This window comes from Flagellimonas maritima (assembly GCF_003269425.1).
Classification (GTDB): Bacteria; Bacteroidota; Bacteroidia; order Flavobacteriales; family Flavobacteriaceae; genus Flagellimonas; species Flagellimonas maritima.
The window spans coordinates 2,633,743-2,658,388 of record NZ_CP030104.1; the positions used below are offsets into that span (position 1 = coordinate 2,633,743).

The window sequence follows — 24,646 nt, forward strand, 5'->3', positions numbered from 1 at the left end:
TCTTCTTTCTCGTTAGATAACACAAATGGGCTAAGGAAGGTAATTATGATTTGGGGTTGTTCAAAGGTAGTTAAAACTAGTGAATATATTTTTTTAATCGATGAACGTATCAAATCTATCGTCCTGAATATTTTTCTATCGCTTCTTTGATCATTTCAATTCTATTTTCCGGGTCGGGGTGTGTACTTTGAAATTCTGGCACCCTATTTGGTCCTGCAGCAGTTTTTAATATTTCCATAACCTTTATCATTTCATAAGGGTCATAACCCGCTTGAATCATAAACAAAACACCGAGTTCGTCACTTTCCAGTTCATCTCCCCGTCCATTTTTTAATAGCGTATTCTGGCCTATACCACTTACTAAACCACCCATATCACCACCAACCGATGCCCCCATGGTCAACGTTTGCCAAAAATTACTTTCTGCTATACGTTCCGCTGAATGTCTACCGATAACATGACCTATTTCATGTCCGAGTACTCCTGCCAACTGTGCTTCTGTAAGCTGTGAGAACAATGCGTAAGTAATAAAACATTGCCCGCCCGGTAAAGCAAAAGCATTTATGGCACTATCGTCCGCTAAAAGATGAAAATCATATTCATAGGGTGTTTCTCTGGCTATACTATTATTAACAAGTTTTTTACCAACGGCATCCACTAGGGATTGCATTCGTTCATCTGGATATAATCCCCCATGCTGTTGTGCCATTTCCGGAGCACTTTGTAGGCCAATGGCAATCTCTTGGTCTGGGGTCATATTAATATTTTGAACCCTTCCTGTATAAGGATTTTCCTCTTTGTTGTTGCAGCGTTTAAAAAATGCAAAGGCAACAATGGCAAGTCCAATCAAAATTCGGATTTTCCAACTTCCTCTTCTCATGGTATTAGTGTTCTATGCAATTAAGATACAAAAAGTGTTACAACAACTTTTGGTTAATATCCAAAATATTGTCCTGAAGGTAGGTTTTTAGAAACCCAGTGGTAAAATGTTCTGAACCCAAAAATTCTTCTTTTTGCAATAATTTAAGGATGTTTATTTTTCTGAAAGCGGTCAGCATTGGGATTGAAATAGGAGCATAGCTATAGTGCCATGGCTCATATTTGAAACCCCTTCTTTTGGGCTCATTGGTATAAACTAGATAGAATCCAAATTTTTCGGAATTCTCGTCCAGCCAAAGTTTGAAAGCTTCAAAAGGGCCTCCTTGCTCAAATTTTTGTGGATCTAATACATTTTCTGAAACGTTGGCATACCCGTTGATAATATCGATATCGGTACCCCAGTGATGCCTGCTTGTTCCGGGAATTGTAGAATATTCTATAATCTTATCGATTGCATCCAACGGTTGCATATCATTATCTTCTGTGTAGCGCAGGTACTTCCTTTCCCATATTGCCTCCTGTCTGTAATAATCCCTGAAACTGGAAACCATTTTAATATCAAACCCATCGGAATAAGCCGATTTTTTCATGTTCAAAAAAGCTTCATAAGCTTCTTTTCTTAAATTGATGCCTTCTCCAAAAAGTTCAATTTCTTCTTTCCCCATGAGTTCCAAAACAGAATAATCCGTATTCGGAAGGATTGGATAAATAGCGGGCAACGTACATGCAAGTCCTGAAATTGATGTCTTCTTAATAAAAGTTCTTCTTTTCATGGAATGAATTTGTTGGACAAGTTAAAAAGTATTTCTTTTCAACCGAACATATTTTCAATACTTTTTATATAAGTTGACTATTGTGAAAGATACAAGTATCCTTGAAACTTTTCTTTGGAATCAGTTAGGGTAAGAACGTAAAAATAGACTCCTGCTGCTAGACCTGAATTTCTACTAATGGCAGCATTCTGATTGGATTTACCATCAAATTCGTTGTTGTAGTTCAATTTGGAATAAACCAGAATACCATAGCGATTGTAAATATTGAGAATATTATTGGGAAAATTTTCTATACCATCTATCTCCAGAAAATCGTTGGTACCATCATTGTTCGGGGTCATAAAATAATTGTCAAGCTCCAAGACTGAAAAAGTTTCCAGTAGACTCTCCGTTCCGCCAAGTGTAACAATTTCATAATCGTTTGGCAGAAATGAGTTGGAAGTAATATTACCTGATTCCAGATTTCCTGTTATGGATGTATTGCCGAGGCTTTCCCATCTATTCTCTGTTTTGTTCCACCCAACTACAAGCAAGCCTTCCGTTGATTCAGTCAATAAAGAAATATTACTGCTGACGTTCCAGGTTAAGGTTATTGCAGAAGGTTGACTGCTTTCCAATCGCCAAAATTCAAATTCACTGATCTGTAGGTCATCAAATTCTTTATTTGCTGTATCAAACTGTTGCCCCAAAGATGTTGAATTGTTGGGATCTTCACGATAATATGCGCAGCGCGCCAGACTGTTTATGGCATCGGATGTCAATGTCAGATATCTCAACTGCTGCCCGTCACCGACCGGGAAAGTTATCAACTCCTTATTTGTAGCACCTGCATAACCATTGACATGGGTAAGTTCCCCAGTACCTGTAAAAAATGCATCGTCAATAAAATTTAGATAACTTCCGGATGAACTCTTGTCGGTCAACACATTTCCGATAATAAAGTTTGCATTGTTTTTGATACCCACCCATGTGTTTAAATACAATCCGTTTTCAGTAACTATTTCAATATCGTTGAATACCGGATTGGATGTTCCTGAAATATTTAATTGATTTTCGCTATAAAAACCGGTAAGGCCAAGATTCTCATCAAAAACGCCATCATCGATTAAGTCAATATGGAAACCTACGGAGGTATTTCCATGAAATTGAAGATTTCCAAAATTATGGAAAGCGTCCTGACCTGACATTAGGTTGAAAATCATAAACATGAGCCCCAAAACCCGTAATCCTCTATGTTGATTGTTTTTGAACATTCTTATCTATATGCTTGAAATAAAACCACTATACCGTCAGCAAAACTGTCTGTATTGAGCGTAAACCCATCATTGTTAAAACTTGTGACAGTAGCCGAGGTCACCCCTAGATTATCACCATTTTGATTTCCATACCGTAGACCTATACTATGCGAACTGGACGCATACCTTGAAATATCATTGATGGAATTACCACTACCTCCAACATAAATTACCTGTTCTGAGATACTTCCATTATCATTTCTGGCAAAACCGTTCATGGAACCAAAGGAATTCGCAATTCCATTATTATTGTTATTTGTGCCATTATCTGAATTGATATTGAGACTCTCTACATTGGCATATGCTGTAAATGTAATACTACTGGGTTCAAAAGGAAGCCCATTGATTACCTGATTCCCTGTGCCAGTAATCTGAAATGCACCGACGTAAACATTTGCCACATTAGGAATTTCTACCCAAGCAGCATTACTATAGAAGTGCATGCTGCTCGTAGTGGTATTAAAAACCATTGATCCTTCAATAGGGTTTGTAATGGAATTCATTTCCAATGTCGTTACATTGTGTATTCCCACTAAATCTCCTGCTGTTGGTGTTTGGGCAACTACTTTGAAAAATGAAAATAGTAAACCTAATATTATGACTTTTTTCATCTTTTTGCACTATAGATCTAAAATGGTGAACATAAATTCTGAGTTGAACCGATTTCTATCTGTTCCCCCATTGTCGTTATCACCGATAATAACTTCAAAACTTGAGCTGGTTTGATTACGATAAGAAATTCCAGGATCGTCATTACCAGACCCATCGCGACTTGGTTGGGCTAATTGAATGATATAGTTCCCATCGCTTACCAGACCTAAAGGAAGATTTACCCTGTAATATCCATTTCCTCCAAGTTTAGTGACAGTGACCCCTGGCGTTACTCTAATTACACCCCCTCCAGAACTAATTTTTCCAAAAGCTTTAATGGGGCTCTCGTAAAAAGCTCCTCCATTGGTCCCGACGGAAATACTATTGTTTGTTTCCGCACCTACTGTATTTGCTGTTTGATCAGTAGATTCTTCGTTGGAGTAAGTGATTACTCCCGTGGTATTATTCTGTGAAAAACTGGTAATTGTTTCATCAACCGAACCTCCGCCGTCACTTAGAGAAAACGTATTTCCAGATTTACTAAGCGTTTGTGGGGGGCCTACAGGTCCTTGTTCGCCCTGCTCACCTTGTGGCCCTTCGGGTCCGATTTCACCCTGAATTCCTTGTATACCTTGTTCGCCCTGCTCACCTTGTGGCCCTTCGGGTCCGACTTCTCCTTGGATTCCCTGTTCGCCTTGGGGTCCTTGAGGTCCTTCGGGTCCAACTTCTCCTTGGATTCCTTGTTCACCTTGTGGTCCGACTTCACCTTGGATTCCCTGTTCGCCCTGCGGCCCTTGTGGCCCTTCGGGTCCGACTTCTCCTTGGATTCCCTGTTCGCCATGGGGTCCTTCAGGTCCAATCTCACCTTGTATACCTTGGATTCCCTGTTCGCCCTGTGGTCCTTCGGGTCCGATTTCACCTTGGATTCCCTGTTCGCCCTGTGGTCCTTCGGGTCCGATTTCTCCTTGGATTCCTTGTTCACCCTGCTCGCCTTGTGGCCCTTGCGGTCCTTCGGGTCCGATTTCTCCTTGGATTCCCTGTTCACCCTGTATACCTTGGATACCCTGTTCGCCCTGAGGTCCTTGCGGTCCTTCGGGTCCAATCTCTCCCTGCGGTCCTTGCGGTCCCTCTGGTCCAATCTCTCCCTGAATGCCCTGTTCTCCCTGAGGTCCAATTTCACCTTGGATACCCTGTTCGCCTTGGGGTCCTTGCGGTCCCTCGGGTCCAATTTCACCCTGTATTCCTTGAATTCCCTGTTCTCCCTGAGCTCCTTCAGGTCCGACTTCTCCCTGTTCACCTTGGATTCCCTGTTCGCCTTGGGGTCCTTGTGGCCCTTCAGGTCCGATTTCTCCCTGTATTCCCTGTTCTCCCTGCGGTCCTTGCGGTCCCTCGGGTCCAATCTCTCCTTGTATTCCTTGTTCTCCCTGTGGTCCTTCGGGTCCAACTTCACCCTGTATTCCTTGTTCTCCCTGTGGTCCTTCGGGTCCAACTTCACCCTGTATTCCTTGAATTCCCTGTTCACCTTGCGGTCCCTCGGGTCCAATCTCTCCCTGGATTCCCTGCTCACCTTGGGGTCCTTGTGGTCCGATTTCTCCTTGGATTCCCTGTTCACCTTGCGGTCCCTCGGGTCCGATTTCACCCTGGATACCCTGCTCACCTTGGGGTCCTTGCGGTCCTTCGGGTCCGATCTCTCCCTGTATTCCCTGTTCGCCCTGTGGTCCTTCAGGTCCAATTTCTCCTTGGATACCCTGCTCACCTTGGGGTCCTTGCGGTCCTTCGGGTCCGACTTCACCTTGAATTCCCTGTTCGCCCTGGGGTCCTTCGGGTCCGATTTCACCCTGGATGCCCTGTTCGCCCTGCGGCCCTTGTGGTCCCTCGGGTCCGACTTCACCCTGTATTCCTTGTTCTCCTTGGATTCCCTGCTCGCCCTGTGGTCCTTCGGGCCCGACTTCTCCCTGAATTCCCTGTTCGCCCTGAGGTCCTTGCGGTCCTTCGGGTCCGATCTCGCCTTGGATACCCTGCTCGCCCTGTGGTCCTTCGGGTCCGACTTCTCCCTGTTCTCCTTGGATTCCCTGCTCACCTTGAATTCCCTGTTCTCCCTGAGGTCCTTGTGGTCCTTCGGGTCCGATTTCACCCTGGATTCCCTGTTCTCCTTGGATTCCTTGTTCACCCTGCTCGCCTTGTGGCCCTTCTGGTCCAACTTCTCCCTGTATGCCTTGGATGCCCTGTTCGCCTTGAGATCCTTCTGGTCCAACTTCTCCTTGGATGCCCTGTTCGCCCTGTGGTCCTTGCGGTCCTTCGGGTCCGATTTCACCCTGTATTCCCTGCTCGCCTTGGATTCCCTGTTCGCCTTGGGGTCCTTGCGGTCCGATTTCACCCTGTATTCCCTGTGGTCCTTGCGGTCCTTCGGGTCCGACTTCTCCCTGAATTCCCTGTTCGCCTTGGGGTCCTTCAGGTCCAATCTCACCTTGTATACCTTGGATTCCTTGTTCACCCTGCTCGCCTTGTGGCCCTTCTGGTCCAACTTCTCCCTGTATGCCTTGGATGCCCTGTTCGCCCTGTGGTCCCTCGGGTCCGATTTCTCCTTGAATTCCCTGTTCGCCCTGGGGTCCTATCTCTCCTTGGATTCCCTGCGGCCCTTGCGGTCCTTCGGGTCCGACTTCACCTTGGATTCCCTGTTCGCCTTGGGGTCCTTCAGGCCCAATCTCACCTTGTATACCTTGGATTCCTTGTTCACCCTGCTCGCCTTGTGGCCCTTCTGGTCCAACTTCTCCCTGTATGCCTTGGATGCCCTGTTCGCCCTGCGGCCCTTGCGGTCCCTCGGGTCCAACTTCACCTTGGATTCCCTGCTCGCCCTGTGGTCCCTCGGGTCCGATTTCTCCCTGAATTCCCTGTTCGCCTTGAGGTCCTTCAGGTCCGACTTCACCCTGTTCTCCTTGGATTCCCTGCTCGCCCTGCGGTCCTTGCGGTCCTTCGGGTCCGACTTCTCCCTGAATTCCTTGAATTCCCTGCTCACCTTGGGGTCCTTCGGGTCCGACTTCACCTTGTATTCCTTGTTCTCCTTGTATTCCCTGTTCTCCCTGCGGCCCTTCGGGTCCGATTTCTCCTTGGATTCCCTGTTCGCCTTGGGGTCCTTGCGGTCCCTCTGGTCCAATCTCTCCCTGAATGCCCTGTTCTCCCTGGATGCCCTGTTCGCCCTGGGGTCCTTGTGGCCCTTCTGGTCCGATTTCACCTTGTATTCCTTGAATTCCCTGTTCGCCTTGAGGTCCTTCAGGTCCGACTTCACCCTGTTCTCCTTGGATTCCCTGCTCACCCTGCGGCCCTTCTGGTCCAACTTCTCCCTGTATGCCTTGGATGCCCTGTTCGCCCTGCGGTCCTTGCGGTCCCTCGGGTCCAATCTCACCTTGTATTCCCTGTTCTCCTTGTATTCCCTGTTCGCCCTGTGGTCCTTCAGGTCCAATTTCTCCTTGTATTCCCTGCTCGCCCTGTGGTCCCTCGGGTCCAATCTCTCCTTGGATTCCCTGCTCGCCTTGAGGTCCGTCGGGTCCAATCTCTCCTTGAATTCCCTGTTCTCCCTGTGGCCCTTCGGGTCCAGTTAAATTAGATGAGGTAAGTACTAGCTCCCCATTTTCGAAAATAGAAAACGTACCATCATTATTATCTACAAAAGTGAAGTTTGAAGTATTGGAGCCATCACATAGATTAATCCACTGCATTCCATTGTAAAAATGGACACAAGATGTTTCAGTATTATATACCAAAGCACCATTTAAAGGATCAATACTTTGCATTTGGGCCGACGTCAGCCTTGTTAAGACCAAGGCCTTGTTGGAACTTTCCAATTCCAAAATGGATGCTAAATCAATGGTGTTCGGATTAGATCCGACTTTTACTTGCGAAAAAATTAATATAGGGGCAAATAATGTGAATAAGAGTATTATCTTTTTCATTCAAAGTATGATTAAATTCTTGGGGTCAGTACAAAAGTACGTTTACGTGGGGTGTGCTGGAAGTAAATGTTGTGTAACAAGCATTTACCGTAGTAAAATTAAAAATTTTTTCTAAACAGCGGTTTTTTTGGTAAATGAACGAGCGAAATATAATAGGATTTCTCTATCTGTCCAGAAAAATAAAACCTTGATATTCCAAATTTAAATCATCCAAGGTAGCGAGATAATAATAGATGCCCTCTGGGAGTCCGATATCTTTGTTCAACAAGAAACTCCCCGAATTTGTAAACCCAGAGAATTCATCCACGTAATTGATTTTTTCAAAAACCTTTTGTCCAAATCTATTAAATATACGCAGTGCATTATTCGGTGATTCTGACATTCCCTCAATAACCAAAAAGTCATTGGTACCATCTCCATTGGGACTTAAAAAGTAATTGCCCAAAGTTGGGTTATTAACCGCAAAAGTATCCGTTGGCAGTGGAACCGTACCAAAAGTAATGGCTTCATAATCGCTGGGAACAAAGGTTTGCGAGGTCAAAAATCCTTGGTTTTCATCTCCGCTCTGTGCAGAATTGCCTATGGCGACCCATTGGTTTGATTGTTTGCTCCATCCCACGAGAATTATTGCATCCAAAGTAGTGTTTGGGATTGCGCCCAGTGCGCTTCTTTGGTTCCAGCTTACCGTCACGGTTGCTGGAACGTCACTTTGAACGATCCAAAATTCTTTGTTGTTTACAGTTCCTATATCCCTTACTTTTTCTTCTACGTTATAACTTTCTGCAATAGATATAGGATTGGAAGGATTTTCAAAAAAGTAGGCACAAAAAGCCAACGGTGTATCACTTTGGGAATCCAACATTAAAGGCCGCAACTGATTTTCATCGCCAACGGGAAAAGAGAAAAATTGCCGATCGGTTATTGCAGCAAATCCCGTTACCTTATTAGCATCGTTTTCACCCGTAAAAAATCCATTGCTCGTAAAGTTTAAATTAATGGTCTGGTCGTTAAGTGGTGATAGCACATTGCCCTCGACAAAATTTACATTATTCTGCACATTGACAGAATTTTGTAAAAAAATATCGTTGGAAACCATAAATTCTGCATCATTGAATATTGGTGAAATACTCCCTTCCACTTGTAGGGTAGCATTGCCATAGAAACCTGCCAAGCCATCGTTTTGGTCAAAAGCGGTATCGTTGATCAAGTTGGTATGGAAACCTAGATTTCCATTAGGGTGAATACGAATGTTCCCACTGTTGTACAATGCGTTTTGGGCTTGGGTGAATCCAAAGAGTAGGAGGAATGGTATGTAGAGGGGGGGGTTCATTTTACGGGTTTACAACTATGTATTGCCAATTTGCATTAATTTCTGTAAAACCAGGTCCAGTAAATTCATTAATTTGAACAGAAAAGGTTCCTAAACCTTGATTGGTAAGTTGAATAATTATTGGATTTCCAGAGGGATTTTCTTCTACTGTTAGTTGAATAATAGAAGTTGCTGTTATTGTAGGGTCGTTTATAGTATATGCTCCAGTGACGCCTGACGCGGCCAATACTCTTCCTTTGAAAACTATTTCATCTGTTACATCAAGAGCTCCGTCATCAATAAGTACCCAATTTATTCCGTCCCATTGCATGAGTTGTCCAGCAGCCGTACCATCGGCTATTTTTGGAAGAGTTACGGCATTGTCGGCCAAATCTAAGGGCGTGGCTGCAAGACCATTCCCGTCAATAGCTGTGGTGGTTTGCACGGTTGATGAACTTGTATTCTGCCAAGTGGCGTTCCCTGCACCGTCCGTGGTCAGTACCTGCCCGTTGGCGCCATCAATGTTCGTTATCGTATTGGCGCCCACTGTCGCTGTTCCCGTTGATGAAATCGTCCCAGCGATTGTTGCGCTGCCGGAGTTCAATGTCCCCGTTGTGCTCACGTTCTGTGCTCCGAAATCCGGTGCTATCTTGGTTCCCTGTACCGCGGCGGCTGCTGCTATATCGGCATCGAGGATGGCTCCGTCGGCTATTTTTACAGAGGTGACTGCATTGTCGGCCAAATCTAAGGGCGTGGCTGCAAGACCATTCCCGTCAATAGCTGTGGTGGTTTGCACGGCTGCTGAACTTGTATTCTGCCAAGTGGCGTTCCCTGCACCGTCCGTGGTCAGTACCTGCCCGTTGGCGCCATCAATGTTCGTTATCGTATTGGCGCCCACTGTCGCTGTTCCCGTTGATGAAATCGTCCCAGCGATTGTTGCGCTGCCGGAGTTCAATGTCCCAGTTGTGCTCACGTTCTGTGCTCCGAAATCCGGTGCTATCTTGGTTCCCTGTACCGCGGCGGCGGCTGCTATATCGGCATCGAGGATGGCTCCGTCGGCTATTTTTACAGAGGTGACTGCATTGTCGGCCAAATCTAAGGGCGTGGCTGCAAGACCATTCCCGTCAATAGCTGTGGTGGTTTGCACGGCTGCTGAACTTGTATTCTGCCAAGTGGCGTTCCCTGCACCGTCCGTGGTCAGTACCTGCCCGTTGGCGCCATCAATGTTCGTTATCGTATTGGCGCCCACTGTCGCTGTTCCCGTTGATGAAATCGTCCCAGCGATTGTTGCGCTGCCGGAGTTCAATGTCCCCGTTGTGCTCACGTTCTGTGCTCCGAAATCCGGTGCTATCTTGGTTCCCTGTACCGCGGCGGCTGCTGCTATATCGGCATCGAGGATGGCTCCGTCGGCTATTTTTACAGAGGTGACTGCATTGTCGGCCAAATCTAAGGGCGTGGCTGCAAGACCATTCCCGTCAATAGCTGTGGTGGTTTGCACGGCTGCTGAACTTGTATTCTGCCAAGTGGCGTTCCCTGCACCGTCCGTGGTCAGTACCTGCCCGTTGGCGCCATCAATGTTCGTTATCGTATTGGCGCCCACTGTCGCTGTTCCCGTTGATGAAATCGTCCCAGCGATTGTTGCGCTGCCGGAGTTCAATGTCCCCGTTGTGCTCACGTTCTGTGCTCCGAAATCCGGTGCTATCTTGGTTCCCTGTACCGCAGCGGCGGCTGCTATATCGGCATCGAGGATAGTTCCATCAAAAATATTATTAGAAGTTACTGCATTATCAGCTAATTCAGCATTAGTAATACCATCTGGGCTAACATCCAAGAGAAAAGGGTTGCCAGTGATGCCGCCACCAGAAAGTTCCAATGTTCCATCAGCAGGACCAGTAACTTCATTCCCTATTTCCCCATCTACTTCACTAATATTTAAAGAATTCTCGTTAGTTAAGGTCCAAACGGCACCATCCCAACGTAGGAGTTCTCCGGATATTCCTGTGCTTCCTTCTGCTAATTTTGCCCTTGTAACAGATCCATTTTGCAATTCTTGATCGGTGATGGATTCAATTGCAAGGTTGCTTCCGAACAAAGTTCTTGGTACAACATTTTCACCTCTTATCTGGTTTACTTCAAAATTATAATTATCATCTACTTGGGTTATGGCAATGGTGTTATCTTCAGAAGCAGTATTAACAATGGCCTCTGTGGTGGTGGTAAAAGAGTTGTCCAATGCTTCGCAGATATTGACCCATCCAATACCATTGTAGTAGTGGATGCACTCTTGGTCCGTATTATAGACCAACGCCCCCCGTAGTGGTACAATATTGTTCATCTGTGTATCTGTGACCCTGGTGATGACAAGGGCCCTAGAGGTACTTTCCAATTCCAAAACAGAAGCTGGGTCTAAATTCTGGGGATTTTCACCGATTTTTATTTGGCCATTTGCAGAAGTGATTATAAGTAGGCCAACAATCAAATATATTATTTGAGATTTCACAGTATTTGATATTTCAGGGTTTTTCAAAAAGTGTAAATAACAAAGCTAAGTCTATCCTATGGTTATTCTAAGAATTACCGTCAAAATACCTTAGTTCTATGGTGAACGGACGAGTTTAAATTAGAGAATTAACAAAAGTTTAGAACAGCTTTATTTTTTTATGTGCATATCAAAGACTTTCTTTAACTTAAGCTAAATAGCTTTTACATGAAAAACACTATCCTATTAGTAATTTTATTGGCATTTACAAGCATATCCTTCGCACAGGACAACAGACAGGTCTTACGCGGTAAGGTTTTGTACAAAGGAGGCAATGTGCCCAATGAAAATGTAATTAATTCTACTGCCGAAACCGCTACCATAACCAATGATGATGGGCAGTTTTCCATCTTGGTCAAAGAAGGTGACCAGCTTGTTTTTACCGCTGTAAATTTTCAATTGGAAGTTATTACGGTTACTCCGGAAATGTTGAACAATAACAGACTTGTTGTAGAGGTCTCCGAAAAAGTGACCCGATTGGATGAAGTGGTCATTACCCCAGAAAACCAGAAAAAATTTCTCGAAGTAAAAAACGAGAATTTTAAGCAGTTTGAGTATGAAATAGACAGAACTACCGAAGTGGAAAATATTGCAGAATCCCAGACGACAAGGGGAATGCGCGACGGGCTCAATTTTGTCAATATATTCAAGGCGATGTTTAATTCCAATAGAAATGACGGAGTTGACCAGGAGCCTCTAAAAGTAAGTGAAGTGCTACGACAGATTTATGACGATCAGTTTTTTGTTGTGGATTTAAAGTTGCCCCAGGACAAAATAGATGCCTTCTTGATTTATTGTGATGATAAAGTGCCCTCGCAAACACTTTTGCGGAAAGAGAACGAGTTCCAGTTGATAGATTTTTTGGTTACACACAGTAAAACTTTTTTAGCGGAATTAAATGAGGAGTAAGCTTTTTTTCTTCTTGTCGGTTGCAGTAATCTTTGCATCCAATGCTCAAAAAAGTAATCAAAAAGAAATAAAAGGTAAAGTTTACAGCAAAGATAAAGATGTTGTAGGCGTAGTGGTACAGAACATTACCTCCAATAGTGCTGTTATAACAGGTATTGATGGAAATTTTTCCATTTTGGCAAAATTGAGCGATACTTTGATATTTTCCGCGGTTCAATTTAAAAGAAAGCTATTGCCTGTTACAGAAGAACTCCTTAATACCAAATCCGTTACTGTTATTCTGGAAGAATTTGTAAACGAATTAAAAGAAGTTGTTGTAAAACCTTTTAACCTGTCCGGTGATCTGGGACAAGATTTAGGAGGATTGGAGCTTGAAAAAAATGTAAGTGCCGAAGCTCTGGGTCTGCCCAATGCCCATAGAAAAATACCAACCCAAAGTGAACGTAAGTTACAGCAGTCAACTTTTGGAAAGTTTAACCCTTCAATGATACTCGCCCCTCCGTTGGATCCTATAATAAATGCAATCACGGGGCGTACAAAAATGTTGAAGAACAGAGTTAAGGTCGATAAAGCCTACGCGCGTACCCAAAGGGTACAGGATGTATATATTGACTCCCTTTTTGTGACCACTTTTAAAATTCCTGCTGAAAAAATAAATGATTTTATGTATTTCTGTGAAGTGGACGAGAAATTTCAACAAACGGTCGACTCAAAAGACCGACTGAAAATATTGGACTATCTAATATCAAGAAGTAGGGTATACCGAGAAGTCAATAATTTGGATTGATCAAACCCGAACGGTTTTGGAACAATCATGATATCAAATATGGTCATATATTGGCATAAGGTTTGTTTACATTTGACCAGAAAAAATTAAAAGAATGAAAAAGAGTTTAATTGTAATTATATTTCTTATTCTTCCATTATTAAGCTTTACTTCCCATAAATTCTATCTAAGTGTTACCAATATGGCCTACTCCGAGAAGAATAGTTCATTTCAGATAACAAGTCGCATTTTTATCGATGATTTGGAGGAAGTTTTGGAAGAACGCTATGGAGTAACTACAGCACTGGGTACCAAAAACGAAACAAAGGTGGCAAATGAATATATAGAGAAATACCTTAGGGCAAAATTTGTTGTGGAATTGAACGGGGAAGCCGTAAAGTATACCTTTCTGGGAAAAGAATATGATAATGATGTTGTCATCTGTTATATGGAAATGACGGACATTGAACTTTCAAATTTGGAATCTATTGCTGTTCAAAATGAAATTTTAACCGACATGTTCGAAGAACAACAAAACATTGTCCATTTAAAATGGAATGGGCAAAAGAGAAGTTTTGTGCTCTTTAGGGAGAATAATAAAGGAATGTTAAACTTATAACCTACCCTAAAAATTAGTTAAAAAAAAGTTATTTTTCAAAGTTTTAAAAATCGAACAAAAATGAACAAAATCAAGTATTGTTTTGCTTCTTTATTATTCCTTTTTGGTGCTATGGCCATAGCGCAGGAAGAAGGAGAAGCCAAAGAAGAGCGCAAGCCCGGCCACTATAATCAAAGCAAATTCAAACAGTTGTACGAGGAGTTTTCAACTCCCAACACTTATCGTTCTGCTTCTGGAGCACCAGGACCGGATTACTACCAGCAACAGGCAGATTATAAAATGAACATAGAATTGGACGATAAAAATGCCAAAATCTATGGAGAGGAAACTATTACGTACCACAATAATTCACCTGATGATCTGGAATTCCTTTGGGTGCAATTGGATCAAAATGTACGTACCAAAGATTCAAAATCCCTTTTGCGAAATGGCGATGGCGTAAATTTTGCGTACACTGCGGGAAATTTTGCCAAAACATATGTAACTGGCCCTTTTGATGGTGGTTTCAATATTGAGTTTGTGAAAGATAGCAATGGTAAACCTTTATCATACACGATAAACCAGACCATGATGCGTTTGAACATTCCCCAACCGCTAAAAAGTGGTGAAAAAATGTCCTTTTCCATTAAGTGGTGGTACAACATTCCTGACCATACTGTGGATAGGGCCCGCTCAGGTTACGAATATTTTGCAAAAGATGGTAATCGTGCCTATGTTATCGCACAATTCTTTCCAAGAATGGCAGTTTACAGCGATGTTGAAGGTTGGCAAAACCATCAGTTCTGGGGAAGTGGTGAATTTGCGCTACCGTTTGGAAATTATGATGTAAACATTACCGTTCCCGCCGATCATGTTTTGGATGCAACGGGAGTGTTGCAGAACAGGGACGAGGTCTTTTCAAAAGAAATGATGAAGCGTTACAAGGAAGCTTCAAAATCCTATGATAAACCCGTTATCATTGTATCGCAGGCTGAAGCTGAAGCTGCTGAAAAAGGATTTTCAGATAAGAAAAAAACATGGAAATTCAAGGCGACGAATGTGCGTGATTATGGTTTTGCCACTTCCAGAAAATTTATCTGGGACATGCAGGCCGTGAAAGTTGGAGGTAAAGATGTCATGGCGGTTTCGCTATATCCAAAAGAAGGAAATCCACTTTGGGAAGAACAATCCACAAAGGCTGTTGTACAAACGTTGGAAACATATTCCAAACATACTTTTGATTATCCTTATCACAAAGCGATATCTGTCCATGCAAAAAATCAAGGTATGGAATATCCCATGATTTGTTGGAATTACGGACGGCCCAATGAGGATGGTACCTATTCTGACAGAACCAAATATGGGATGATCAGTGTAATTATCCATGAGGTCGGTCATAACTTTTTTCCAATGATCGTAAATTCCGATGAACGCCAGTGGGGATGGATGGATGAGGGCCTTGATACCTTTATGCAATATTTGGCCGAACAAGAGTTTGGTAAAAATTATCCCGATGTGATTGCTCCCAATGCGAATTATCCGTCACGTAGAGGCGCTCCGGAAAAAATAGTTCCATATATGAGCGGAGACCAAGATTTTATGTCCCCCATCATGTCCAATCCAGAAAACGTATACAAACTGGGACCCAATGCCTATGGAAAACCGGCAACCGGCCTTAACATTCTACGTGAGACGGTGATGGGCAAGGAACTGTTTGATCATGCATTTAAAACTTACGCCCAGCGCTGGAAATTTAAGCACCCTACACCAGAGGATTTTTTCCGAACCATGGAAGATGCTTCCGCTGTAGACCTTGATTGGTTTTGGAGGGGATGGTTCTATACTACTGATTACGTTGATATAGGTGTAAAAGGAGTCAAAAAATACTATGTTTCCAATACTCCTACCAAAGAAATGGAAAAGTATATGGCCGACAGAAACTTAACTGAGGCCGATATGCCGCCCTTAGTATACTTGGCAGAGGAGGACAGTGAGGATTTTACACCCGAACTTAAGGGAAAATCACCAACAGAAACGTCTAAAAATTTGAAAGAATTTATGATGGACAACATGACTGAATCAGAAAGAGCACAGGTCAAAGAACCAAAATACTTTTACGAAGTTACTTTTGATAAGCCGGGAGGTATGCCCATGCCGCTGATAGTTGAATATACATATGCCGATGGTAGCAAGGAAAATATAACCTATCCTGCAGAAATATGGAGAAAGAACGATGCTGAGGTAAGCCGCGTTATATCTTCACAAAAAGAGTTGGTGGGGATTGTAATAGATCCTAAACTGGAGACTGCGGATATCGATACAACCAATAATTCTTGGCCGATGAAGGAAGAAAAATCAGACTTTGATAAATTCAAGGAAAATATCAAGGGCGAATAAAAAATACAGTGAAGTTTCTAAGGAGGCCATCTAAAAAGATGTTTCCACTGTCAATTCGAGCGGAGTCAAGAACTTTAACATCTTGATTTTGAATACATCTCGACTCCGCTCGATGTGACATTTTATTTAAAATATACCTTTTTAGACAGGCTCTTTTTATTTTCCAACCAACTTCTGATTATATTTGTCCATGCATTTTTTATTTATAAGCGGCGCAGAAATCTTTTTCATCCTCTTTATTGTGGTCATGGTATTTGGTGCGGATAAAATTCCCGGTATTGCCAAAGGCCTGGGAAAAGGGATGCGACAATTAAGGGATGCGACCGATGACATTAAGCGCGAAATTCAGAAAAGTGCTGACAAACAAGGCATTGATACAGATTTTACAAAAGACATCAGGAAAGAATTGGAAGAAGTAAAGAAAAATGTTGATGAAGTGACCGGGGCTGTAAAAAGAAGTACAAAATAGCGTATGTTAAAAAAAATTCTTGAATGGGACAGGGACACGTTCGTCTATCTCAATAGTTTGGGCATTGAAGATTACGATGTCTTTTGGTCCACGGTAACAAGTATCACTACTTGGATTCCCCTCTTCATATTGTTCATCGCACTTCTTTTTTTAAAATTTCCTATTTTGGAAGCACTGTATAAACTGCTTACCGTTTTATGTCTTGTGGCTTTTATTATATTCATTACAGATTTGACCAAAACAGCCGTTGCAAGGCTCCGTCCCAACAATACAGAGGAAATCAATACACTGATTCGTATACTTAAAAGCCCTACGGACTTTAGTTTTTTCTCAGGACATGCGGCCAGCTCATTTTCGATAACCGTTCTTATATTTCTTTTCCTTCGGAAAAAATTGAAGTGGGTCGTCTTGTTTTTTATTTGGCCGATGTTGTTCGCTACCAGTAGAATTTACGTAGGCGTTCATTATCCGGTCGATATTATTGTTGGTGCGCTGGTAGGTATTTTTTCTGGATTGCTTTTTTATAAGCTGTACAATCGTTTTATACCACCCTACTTAAAGTCAACCCGTCCCTCACGGGTAGAATAACAGTTTCGACCCTCGGGTCATTTTTTAATTTTTGATTGTAAGCAATTAAAGCGGCAGTCGCTTTATCGGAATTTGAAACAGGTTCAATAACTTTTCCGGACCACAACACATTGTCAGAAAGAATTACACTTCCAGGCTTTGTCTTTTTGATTACAGCTTCAAAATAGGCATCATAATTTATTTTTTGGGCATCGATAAATATTAGATCAAAATAAATATCCAATTTTGGGACAATATCCAGCGCATCACCAGTATGTTGTTTTATCATCGAACCAAAACCACTTTTATCAAAATACTTCCGTTGCATTTTATAGAGCTCTTCATTGATTTCTATAGTATGCAATGCTCCATTTTCCTTCAGCCCCTCGGCCAAACTGATTGCAGAGTAGCCCGTGTAGGTCCCAATTTCCAAAATATGTTTTGGGGAAATTATTTTTGAAAGCAGACTTAAGACCCTCCCTTGAAAATGTCCTGTGATCATTCTGGGCTGAACCACTTTTAAATGGGTTTCCCTGGTCAATTCCCTTAAAATATCGGGTTCTGTTTCAGAATTATTATTTATATAATTTTCTAAGGATTCAGATAGGAAATGCATGTGTAAATTTTCGTAAAAATATAGAAAAGAACTACATTAGAATTTCAGTTCTCATTTAAATACAAATCATGGCTTCATCTGATTTAATAATAAGAAATGCAACTTTGGAAGACTTATCGACACTCCTTGAATTTGAACAAGAGTTGATAAAGGCAGAAAGACCCTTCGATGTTACTTTGGGAAACGACCCAATTAGTTATTATGACATAAAAAAGATGATTTTGGATGAAGATTCCAAAGTTATTGTCGCCGAAACAGATGGAAAAATTATTTCATCAGGGTATGCCATACGAAAAAAAGCAAGGCATTATCTTAATCATGAATATTATGCTTATTTGGGTTTTATGTACACGCATCCTGACCATAGGGGAAAAGGAATAAATTCCAAAATTGTGGAGGAATTGAAGCACTGGTCACATGCAAGGGGGTTCAAAGAAATACGATTGACTGTCTACGCAGAGAATGTTCCTGCTATAAGGGCCTATGGGAAAGTAGGCTTTAAAAGTCATTTAGTGGAAATGCGTTTGGAATAATCCACAGAGAACGAGTAGCTTTACAAATAACACTTTTTGAAGTAGAAAAGCTATGATTTTTCAAAATTCCCTAGAATTTGCACAGCAATTGGATGCTGAGGATAAACTATCAAAATACAGGCAAGAATTCCATTTCCCACAAGTAAATAAAAAGGATGTAATCTATTTTACGGGAAATTCCTTGGGATTGCAACCCAAACGTACCCAAAAATTTGTGGATGAGGTTATGAAAGATTGGCGGGAGTTGGCTGTAGAAGGTCATTTCTATGCAGAAAAGCCTTGGTGGGAATATCACGAACTTTTGGCAGAAGGTTTGGGCAAGGTTGTAGGGGCAGGTGCCCATGAAATTTCTGTCATGAATACGTTGACAGTTAATCTTCATTTATTGATGGTGTCTTTTTATAGACCAAATAAAAAGCGTTACAAGATTATCTGCGAGGAAAAAGCATTTCCCTCTGATCAATATATGTTGCAAAGTCAAGTAAAATTTCATGGTTTTGATTCAAGTGACGCTATCATCGAGGTAAAAAAAAGAGAGGGAGAGCATGCTTGGAGGACTGAGGATATCCTTGATAAAATCAACGAAGTAGGAGACGAGCTAGCTTTGGTCTTGTTGGGCGGAGTCAACTATTATAATGGCCAAGTGCTTGATATGGAAGCCATAACAAGAGTAGGGAAATCTGTAGGTGCATTTGTGGGTTGGGATTTGGCACATGCTGTTGGTAATGTGAAATTGAAGCTGCACGATTGGAATGCCGATTTTGCGGCGTGGTGCAGTTACAAATACATGAACAGCGGACCAGGGAACGCTTCGGGAATCTTTGTGAACGAAAGATATCTGGACAAAAAAGATATTCCCCGTTTTGAAGGCTGGTGGGGTACAAAAAAAGATACTCGTTTTTTAATGCAGCCAGAGTTTGACCCTATTGAAACTGCTGATGCTTGGCAATTAAGCAATCCTCCTATTCTATCAATTGCACCTTATCTAGCTTCCTTGGAATTATTTGATGAAGTAGGGATGGATACCTTGATCGATAAGCAAAGGAAAATTGTAGCCTATCTTGAATTTATCTTAGCTGAAATTGACAAAGAAGTAGAAAGTTCTTTTGAAATCATTACGCCGATGGAGCGGGGATGTCAACTTTCGGTTTTTTTACATGGGGAGGGGAGGTCCTTATTTGACTATCTTATGAAAAATGGTGTAATTACCGATTGGCGAGAACCCAATGTAATACGGTTGGCTCCAGCGCCCTTCTATTGTTCATTTGAGGACATGTACAATTTTGGTCAGATTTTGAAAGAAGGAATTCTTTTGAATCAAAATTAATATTCTTCAACGTATACGGTACTACTTCCAATATATCGCACTGCAATAAAATAAATACAAGCGGTTTATCGAAAAGATGCAGTAGTCACTTACCATAATTGTTTTTCTTACGTACATATTTAAGTTTTAACCCCAAAAACTTATATGAACATGAAATTTAAAAATGAAAAAAAGAGGCTAAAAACCAGCCTGAACACTATGCTGGTTTTAGCAATGACCGTGGTTTCGTCCATCGTTTCCTGTGAAACAAATGATGTTGATGAAGACCAAAATGCTACATCCCCAAATGAAGAAGTGTCCACGATCGATCAGGATACTGATTTTATCACCAAATACTTTTTGGGAACCGAAGTAAAAGTGAAACTCGAAGAAGACGGAACCTACAGTCTTGCGGGGAGTGATTTAAGATTGTTCGAAGAACAACTATCGGATAGTCCAGATGTTTTTGAGATAAATCCAAAACCAGATGCAAGTCAATCCGATTTGGCATTGGGTGGTGGTGTCCGAAAATGGACCGATGGTGTAGTGTATTACGTGATCAATGGATTGAGCTCTTCGGTACGTTCCGAACTTCAAAGATCTTTTGATGAATGGACGAGCAAAACCAACGTCACTTTCAAAGAAAGGACAAATCAGTCCAATTACGTGACCATTTCTTCTTCGGGAGCCAACAGTAATTCTGGTGTTGCCACACTGGGAATGAACGGCTCAAGAGGTTTTATCCGATTGGGTACCAGGGCAACCGCAGTAGTCATTATCCATGAAATTGGACATACCTTAGGCTATATCCACGAGCAAAATCGCTCGGATCGGGACGATTTTGTCATTATTAACTTTGAAAACATCCAGAATGGTGCAGAAGATCAATTTTTTAAAAGTAATTCGGCCATATTCCTTACAGGTCAATTCGATATAAATTCGACCATGATGTACGGTAGTTTTACATTTAGTAAAAATGGACAGCCCACCATCACGGATTTAAACGGTAATTTGTTGCCACAGCGACAGGCAAGAATTTCTGCTTTGGACATTCAGGGTACAAATTCATTATACCCCGCTACGAATCCCAATCCCACAGACCCTTGTAACGGTGTGGCCGAATGGTCTAGTTCTACAAGATATTCTGTAGGGGACAGAGTTACCTATTTTGGAAGTTTGTACGAAAGGGATTTTACCAGATGGAATTTTATAACAAGATGTAATTAATAATAACTGGGGTTAACTCTAAGACAAATTGTCTGGTTATAAAATAGAGGGGATGTTTTGAATACAGTTCATTTTTAGTCATTATAATATTGACTCTTTAAACTACTTTTGAACATCCTCTTTTTTACATTAAACACTTGCCCATATTTTTTTGATGTTCTTTAAGCCATCAAACAGTACTATGAACTTTCACCATATTTTAATTTTAGGTAGTTTGTAGGTGTAATGCCTTGGTATCTCTTAAATTGTCTGGTAAAATAAGAGGGGTCATTAAACCCCGACTTATACATGGCTTCGGCAATGACAGTGTTATTGGCATTAAAATGTTCGATTGCTTTTTCAATTCTAAACTCATTAACAAAATCTATAAAATTGCGATGGGTCATTTTTTTGAAAAATCTGCAGAACGAGTTGGGCGTAAGGCCTAATTTAGCTGATATTTCCATGACTGAAATTATCTTGTTATAATTTCCGTTTACGTATTCAAAAGCTTGTTCCAATCTCCATATCTCATCTTTTCTATACTTATTTAGGGGAATTGTATCGAATAAATTTCTGGAAACACCATAAGTGGATAAATAATCAAAAATAGAAAGCAGGTTGACCAACTTTCCTTGGTTTTCGAGATTGTGAAAATTTTCAAACTTGTCCGACACTATATTTTTGGTTTCTTCATCAAAAATTAGCACATGTCTCGATTTTTCGATCAGCTGTTTGACTCCTTCCAATTCTGGAAAAGCTTTCAATCTTTCTTCCAAAAAATCTTTTTTGAATTGAACGACAACTTCTAGGTTATCTTTAAAGTCCTTATTGCCAAAATCTGCATGTGGAATATTTCCTCCCAACAGCACAAGAACACCATTGGTATACTGTCTTTTTTTTGAACCGATATGGAGTTGACCTGATCCGTTTTTAACATAGACCAGTTCAAATTCTGGATGAATATGCCATCCAGTGGACTCACAATAGCTGGTTGCACTATAAGTCTCTATTTTAAAAGAAGTATTTGTGGCTACATTGATTGCCTCTAACATTGGTTTCATATAGTAAAACTATCCAAATAGTTTTTTAAATAACTGGAATTAGAATAAAATGTCTTATTTATGGAATAGTTTATTCTAGAAAATCTATACTGCACTTAGTTAATTTGTAAGAAGATTAGTCCTTATGAAGTCACTAAAGCTCATTTTTTCCGATCCAAGGTATTTTGCCCCTGCTTGGGTTTTTGCCAGTTTAAATATTTGGTTTGGTACTTGGGCCATATATATTCCAACCGTAAAAGATAAATTGGATATTGACAAAGCTGATTTGGGAATTGCTATTTTCTGTCTGTCTTTGGGCGTTTTTGCCATATTTCCTTTGGCATCAAAAATTATAAACAAGCTTGGTGTAGGTAAGGCTACTTGGTTGGGAGTGGTTTTGAGCAGTATTACTGCATTGTTCCCGCTATTGGTGCCCAATTACTACTTGTTGATGGTTTCTCTTTTTCTGTTTGGCATTTCTAACGGTCTCACGGATATTTCCATGAATACACTGGTTACGGAAATAGAGAAAGAGGATAAGCAGAACTTTATGTCTGCTGCTCATGGTTTTTTTAGCTTGGGAGGCGTAATAGTGGGTCTTGGAAGTTTTTTAATTCCGATAATAGGAAATCCTGCTTTGCATATGGGTGTCACCGTGGCGATTATCTTCTTAATTAATCTTTTAGTTTGCAAAAACTATAAGAATATCGTTTCTGCCCCTGTTGATAAAGAGCCATTTAGCTTAAAATTGTTTAAACCACTGTTTCTGTTGGGTATCATCGGTTTTATGGCAATGGGCAGTGAGGGAGCTATTGTTGATTGGAGCGGACTTTATTTAAAGGAAGTGACCTTGGCACCGGAAGTTCTAATTGGATCAGGCTTTTTGGCATTCTCTACAGCAATGACCTTAGGTAGATTTTTAGGTGACGGGATTAGCGCCAGAATAGGCTCCATAAAGATAGTTGCCCTTGGCTCATTGATTGCCATTTTAGGTTATTTGCTAGTACTTTCAGAAGAGACAATTTTAGCAATAATCGGTTTCGCTTTAAATGGGCTTGGATTTTCCGTAATAGTTCCGGAATTGTTCAGGATTGGAGGAAATGTAAAGGGAGTTGACTCTGCCCAAGGCGTTTCTTTTATAGCAGGCACTGGATATACCGGTTTTTTACTTGGTCCTGTAATTCTCGGTTTTCTTGCAGAAACCGCTTCTCTAAAACTTAGCTTTATTCTACTATTGGGTTGCACAATACTTGTTTTATTGACGACTTTTGTCTTGAAAAGAAATACCTAGAAGCTTTATTCCATTTGTACATTCAAATTAGTAAAGTTAAGACTGAAGCCGCCTTCCGCTTTTTTATGTTCCCGAACCAATTTTAAACCTTTTATATCTACATAATCCTCCCATGTAGTAGTCATTGAAGGCTCAGTTTGATTTGCTTTTCTAAATACCCATTCACGAATAATAAAGTCATCTTTAAAATAGAAGTCGTATGCATCTCCAGGGGTATAACCTCCTTTTTTACCATATAAGATTGTCAGTTTTTGCATTGGTTCTTGACTTATTGGGGAAGTTTCGTTCTTAAAATGTTCATGGGTAAAGTTATTTGCATCCCAGACAAGATTGAACGGAGCTAAAATCCAATACCGGTCATTTATAAATCCTGCATTGGTCTTTTCCGCGATACTGTCCATTGATTTTCTATCATAGGTCAACGTATCATTTTGAAAAATAGCAGTGACGTGGTTCAGCTTCGGTTTCCAGACCCAGGTCCGTTCAAAATGGGTCGTGTCCCTGTCCACATTGAATGTAAAAGTGAATTTTTTGACAGATTTCCAGTTTTCATAACCATGTGCATTTGCAATTTTTTCAAGGATAGTGATTTCTTTGCTTGTTTCCGGTTCAGCTTTTTTTGATTCGGTCTTACACGAGATAACCATCAAAAACAATGAGAATGTAAAAAGACAGATAAATTTCATAATGCGAATTTATTCCAAATATAATGGCATTTTAAATTATCTTGTAGTCCGTTTCTACAAAGAATTACAATTGAACCTCAAAATGCCCAGGAAGTGACTTTTTTTAAAAAGCTGTTTCTTATCCTTGTAAACGACCTGGACAAGAAATTATCACAGGCAGATGATCCGTATGCCCATTTATCGGATGAGGAATTGGTGGAGCGGATAGTATTGAACAACAATCCTTTGTTATTTGGGAAGTTGTACGACCGCTATGCTAAAATGGTCTACAATAAATGCTATGGGTTTTCCAGATCACAAGATGAAGCTGAAGATTTAACACAAGATGTTTTTTTACAGCTTTTCATTAAACTGAAACTTTTTAAGGGAAAATCCAAGTTCTCCACTTGGTTATATTCTTTTACCTATAATTTTTGTGTGAATTATGTAAATAGAAGTAAGCAACGAAAGATGAGTGATAAATCAGTTCCTGTCAATGATTCAGAGTATAAGCTGACGGATGAAATATCCGATCAAAGTCTTTACGAAATGAAGGCAAGCAAACTAAAAGATGCAATGGAACTGGTGTCTGCCGAAGAAAGGTCACTCTTATTGTTGAAATACCAAGATGGCGCAACCATAAAAGAACTCATGGCCTTAATGGAAATTGGCGATAGTGCAGTAAAAATGCGATTGAAAAGGGCAAAGAAGAAATTAGTTGAAATCTACGATACGTTATAGATGGCTAAGCAAAAGAGAAACCCATTTAAAGAACTGGAAGCTTCGTTACGGGAAGTACCCCCTGGAATGAAGAAAAAAGTGATGAACGATATAGCGGCCGCTAAATTGATTATGGATTTGGCGTCACTCTTCTCCTTTAATATCGGTTCGGCCTTGCGCAAACTTTTCAAAACAGAAAAAAATAATTAATACAACACTATAAA

Annotated in this window: 22 protein-coding genes; 12 read left to right on the forward strand and 10 right to left on the reverse strand. The window is 41.1% G+C overall.

The features are described from left to right. Positions 1-115: 115 nt before the first annotated feature. From HME9304_RS11615 to HME9304_RS11645, 7 genes are all read right to left on the reverse strand, one after another. Positions 116-880, reverse strand: a complete 765-nt coding sequence (locus HME9304_RS11615; protein WP_112378759.1) for a M48 family metalloprotease — start codon at positions 878-880, stop codon at positions 116-118. 37 nt (positions 881-917) lie between these two features. Continuing rightward, positions 918-1,652: a M15 family metallopeptidase gene (locus HME9304_RS11620; RefSeq protein ID WP_112378760.1), complete on the reverse strand. Its 735-nt coding sequence runs from the start codon at positions 1,650-1,652 to the stop codon at positions 918-920. A gap of 77 nt (positions 1,653-1,729) precedes the next feature. Beyond that, positions 1,730-2,905, reverse strand: coding sequence for a gliding motility-associated C-terminal domain-containing protein (locus HME9304_RS11625; RefSeq protein ID WP_239023260.1), 1,176 nt, complete (start codon positions 2,903-2,905; stop codon positions 1,730-1,732). A 2-nt stretch (positions 2,906-2,907) separates the two neighbouring features. Beyond that, a complete protein-coding gene (locus tag HME9304_RS11630; RefSeq protein ID WP_112378761.1) occupies positions 2,908-3,558 on the reverse strand; it encodes a hypothetical protein in 651 nt (216 codons plus the stop codon). A gap of 9 nt (positions 3,559-3,567) precedes the next feature. Continuing rightward, on the reverse strand, positions 3,568-7,488 hold the full coding sequence (locus tag HME9304_RS11635) for a hypothetical protein (RefSeq protein WP_206170465.1): 3,921 nt from the start codon (positions 7,486-7,488) through the stop codon (positions 3,568-3,570). A gap of 163 nt (positions 7,489-7,651) precedes the next feature. Further along, positions 7,652-8,818, reverse strand: coding sequence for a gliding motility-associated C-terminal domain-containing protein (locus HME9304_RS11640; protein WP_112378762.1), 1,167 nt, complete (start codon positions 8,816-8,818; stop codon positions 7,652-7,654). A gap of 1 nt (position 8,819) precedes the next feature. After that, the gene (locus HME9304_RS11645) at positions 8,820-11,297 is read right to left on the reverse strand and encodes a beta strand repeat-containing protein (RefSeq protein ID WP_123877468.1); all 2,478 of its coding nucleotides are present in this window, start codon (positions 11,295-11,297) and stop codon (positions 8,820-8,822) included. Between the two features lie 207 nt (positions 11,298-11,504). Here HME9304_RS11645 and HME9304_RS11650 point away from each other — a divergent pair, with 207 nt between their 5' ends. The 6 genes from HME9304_RS11650 (at position 11,505) to HME9304_RS11675 (ending at position 17,063) form a co-directional block, all read left to right on the forward strand. Further along, positions 11,505-12,245 (forward strand): carboxypeptidase-like regulatory domain-containing protein, encoded by a 741-nt coding sequence (locus HME9304_RS11650; protein WP_112378764.1) that lies wholly within the window; start codon positions 11,505-11,507, stop codon positions 12,243-12,245. Beyond that, complete coding sequence (locus HME9304_RS11655) at positions 12,235-13,032, forward strand: carboxypeptidase-like regulatory domain-containing protein (RefSeq protein ID WP_112378765.1); 798 nt, start codon at positions 12,235-12,237, stop codon at positions 13,030-13,032. The genes HME9304_RS11650 and HME9304_RS11655 overlap by 11 nt, the downstream gene beginning before the upstream one ends. A gap of 94 nt (positions 13,033-13,126) precedes the next feature. After that, positions 13,127-13,630: a DUF6702 family protein gene (locus tag HME9304_RS11660; protein ID WP_239023262.1), complete on the forward strand. Its 504-nt coding sequence runs from the start codon at positions 13,127-13,129 to the stop codon at positions 13,628-13,630. 60 nt (positions 13,631-13,690) lie between these two features. Then, positions 13,691-16,006 (forward strand): M1 family metallopeptidase, encoded by a 2,316-nt coding sequence (locus HME9304_RS11665; RefSeq protein WP_112378767.1) that lies wholly within the window; start codon positions 13,691-13,693, stop codon positions 16,004-16,006. A gap of 190 nt (positions 16,007-16,196) precedes the next feature. After that, a complete protein-coding gene (locus tag HME9304_RS11670) occupies positions 16,197-16,475 on the forward strand; it encodes a Sec-independent protein translocase subunit TatA/TatB (protein ID WP_112378768.1) in 279 nt (92 codons plus the stop codon). A 3-nt stretch (positions 16,476-16,478) separates the two neighbouring features. Beyond that, positions 16,479-17,063 (forward strand): phosphatase PAP2 family protein, encoded by a 585-nt coding sequence (locus tag HME9304_RS11675; protein WP_112378769.1) that lies wholly within the window; start codon positions 16,479-16,481, stop codon positions 17,061-17,063. Here HME9304_RS11675 and HME9304_RS11680 read toward each other — a convergent pair. Beyond that, a complete protein-coding gene (locus HME9304_RS11680; protein ID WP_112378770.1) occupies positions 17,017-17,658 on the reverse strand; it encodes an O-methyltransferase in 642 nt (213 codons plus the stop codon). The genes HME9304_RS11675 and HME9304_RS11680 overlap by 47 nt on opposite strands. A gap of 68 nt (positions 17,659-17,726) precedes the next feature. Between HME9304_RS11680 and HME9304_RS11685 the strand changes: the two genes are divergently transcribed. The 3 genes from HME9304_RS11685 (at position 17,727) to HME9304_RS11695 (ending at position 20,724) form a co-directional block, all read left to right on the forward strand. Next, positions 17,727-18,191: a GNAT family N-acetyltransferase gene (locus HME9304_RS11685; protein ID WP_112378771.1), complete on the forward strand. Its 465-nt coding sequence runs from the start codon at positions 17,727-17,729 to the stop codon at positions 18,189-18,191. Between the two features lie 52 nt (positions 18,192-18,243). Continuing rightward, positions 18,244-19,518 carry a kynureninase gene (gene kynU, locus HME9304_RS11690; RefSeq protein ID WP_112378772.1) on the forward strand — a complete coding sequence of 425 codons (1,275 nt, stop codon included), beginning with the start codon at positions 18,244-18,246 and terminating at the stop codon, positions 19,516-19,518. Positions 19,519-19,668: 150 nt separating this feature from the next. Next, positions 19,669-20,724, forward strand: coding sequence for a M12 family metallopeptidase (locus HME9304_RS11695; protein ID WP_164674839.1), 1,056 nt, complete (start codon positions 19,669-19,671; stop codon positions 20,722-20,724). Between the two features lie 179 nt (positions 20,725-20,903). On the opposite strand, the gene HME9304_RS11700 is transcribed toward HME9304_RS11695, so the two are convergent. After that, positions 20,904-21,767, reverse strand: coding sequence for an AraC family transcriptional regulator (locus tag HME9304_RS11700; protein ID WP_112378774.1), 864 nt, complete (start codon positions 21,765-21,767; stop codon positions 20,904-20,906). A 124-nt stretch (positions 21,768-21,891) separates the two neighbouring features. Between HME9304_RS11700 and HME9304_RS11705 the strand changes: the two genes are divergently transcribed. Continuing rightward, positions 21,892-23,037, forward strand: coding sequence for an MFS transporter (locus HME9304_RS11705; RefSeq protein WP_112378775.1), 1,146 nt, complete (start codon positions 21,892-21,894; stop codon positions 23,035-23,037). A 5-nt stretch (positions 23,038-23,042) separates the two neighbouring features. On the opposite strand, the gene HME9304_RS11710 is transcribed toward HME9304_RS11705, so the two are convergent. Beyond that, entirely contained in the window at positions 23,043-23,723 is a 681-nt protein-coding gene (locus tag HME9304_RS11710) for a hypothetical protein (RefSeq protein WP_112378776.1), read from the reverse strand. A gap of 93 nt (positions 23,724-23,816) precedes the next feature. Here HME9304_RS11710 and HME9304_RS11715 point away from each other — a divergent pair, with 93 nt between their 5' ends. After that, a complete protein-coding gene (locus tag HME9304_RS11715; protein WP_112378777.1) occupies positions 23,817-24,443 on the forward strand; it encodes an RNA polymerase sigma factor in 627 nt (208 codons plus the stop codon). Further along, positions 24,444-24,632: a hypothetical protein gene (locus HME9304_RS11720; RefSeq protein ID WP_112378778.1), complete on the forward strand. Its 189-nt coding sequence runs from the start codon at positions 24,444-24,446 to the stop codon at positions 24,630-24,632. It abuts the gene before it with no gap. Positions 24,633-24,646: the final 14 nt, after the last annotated feature.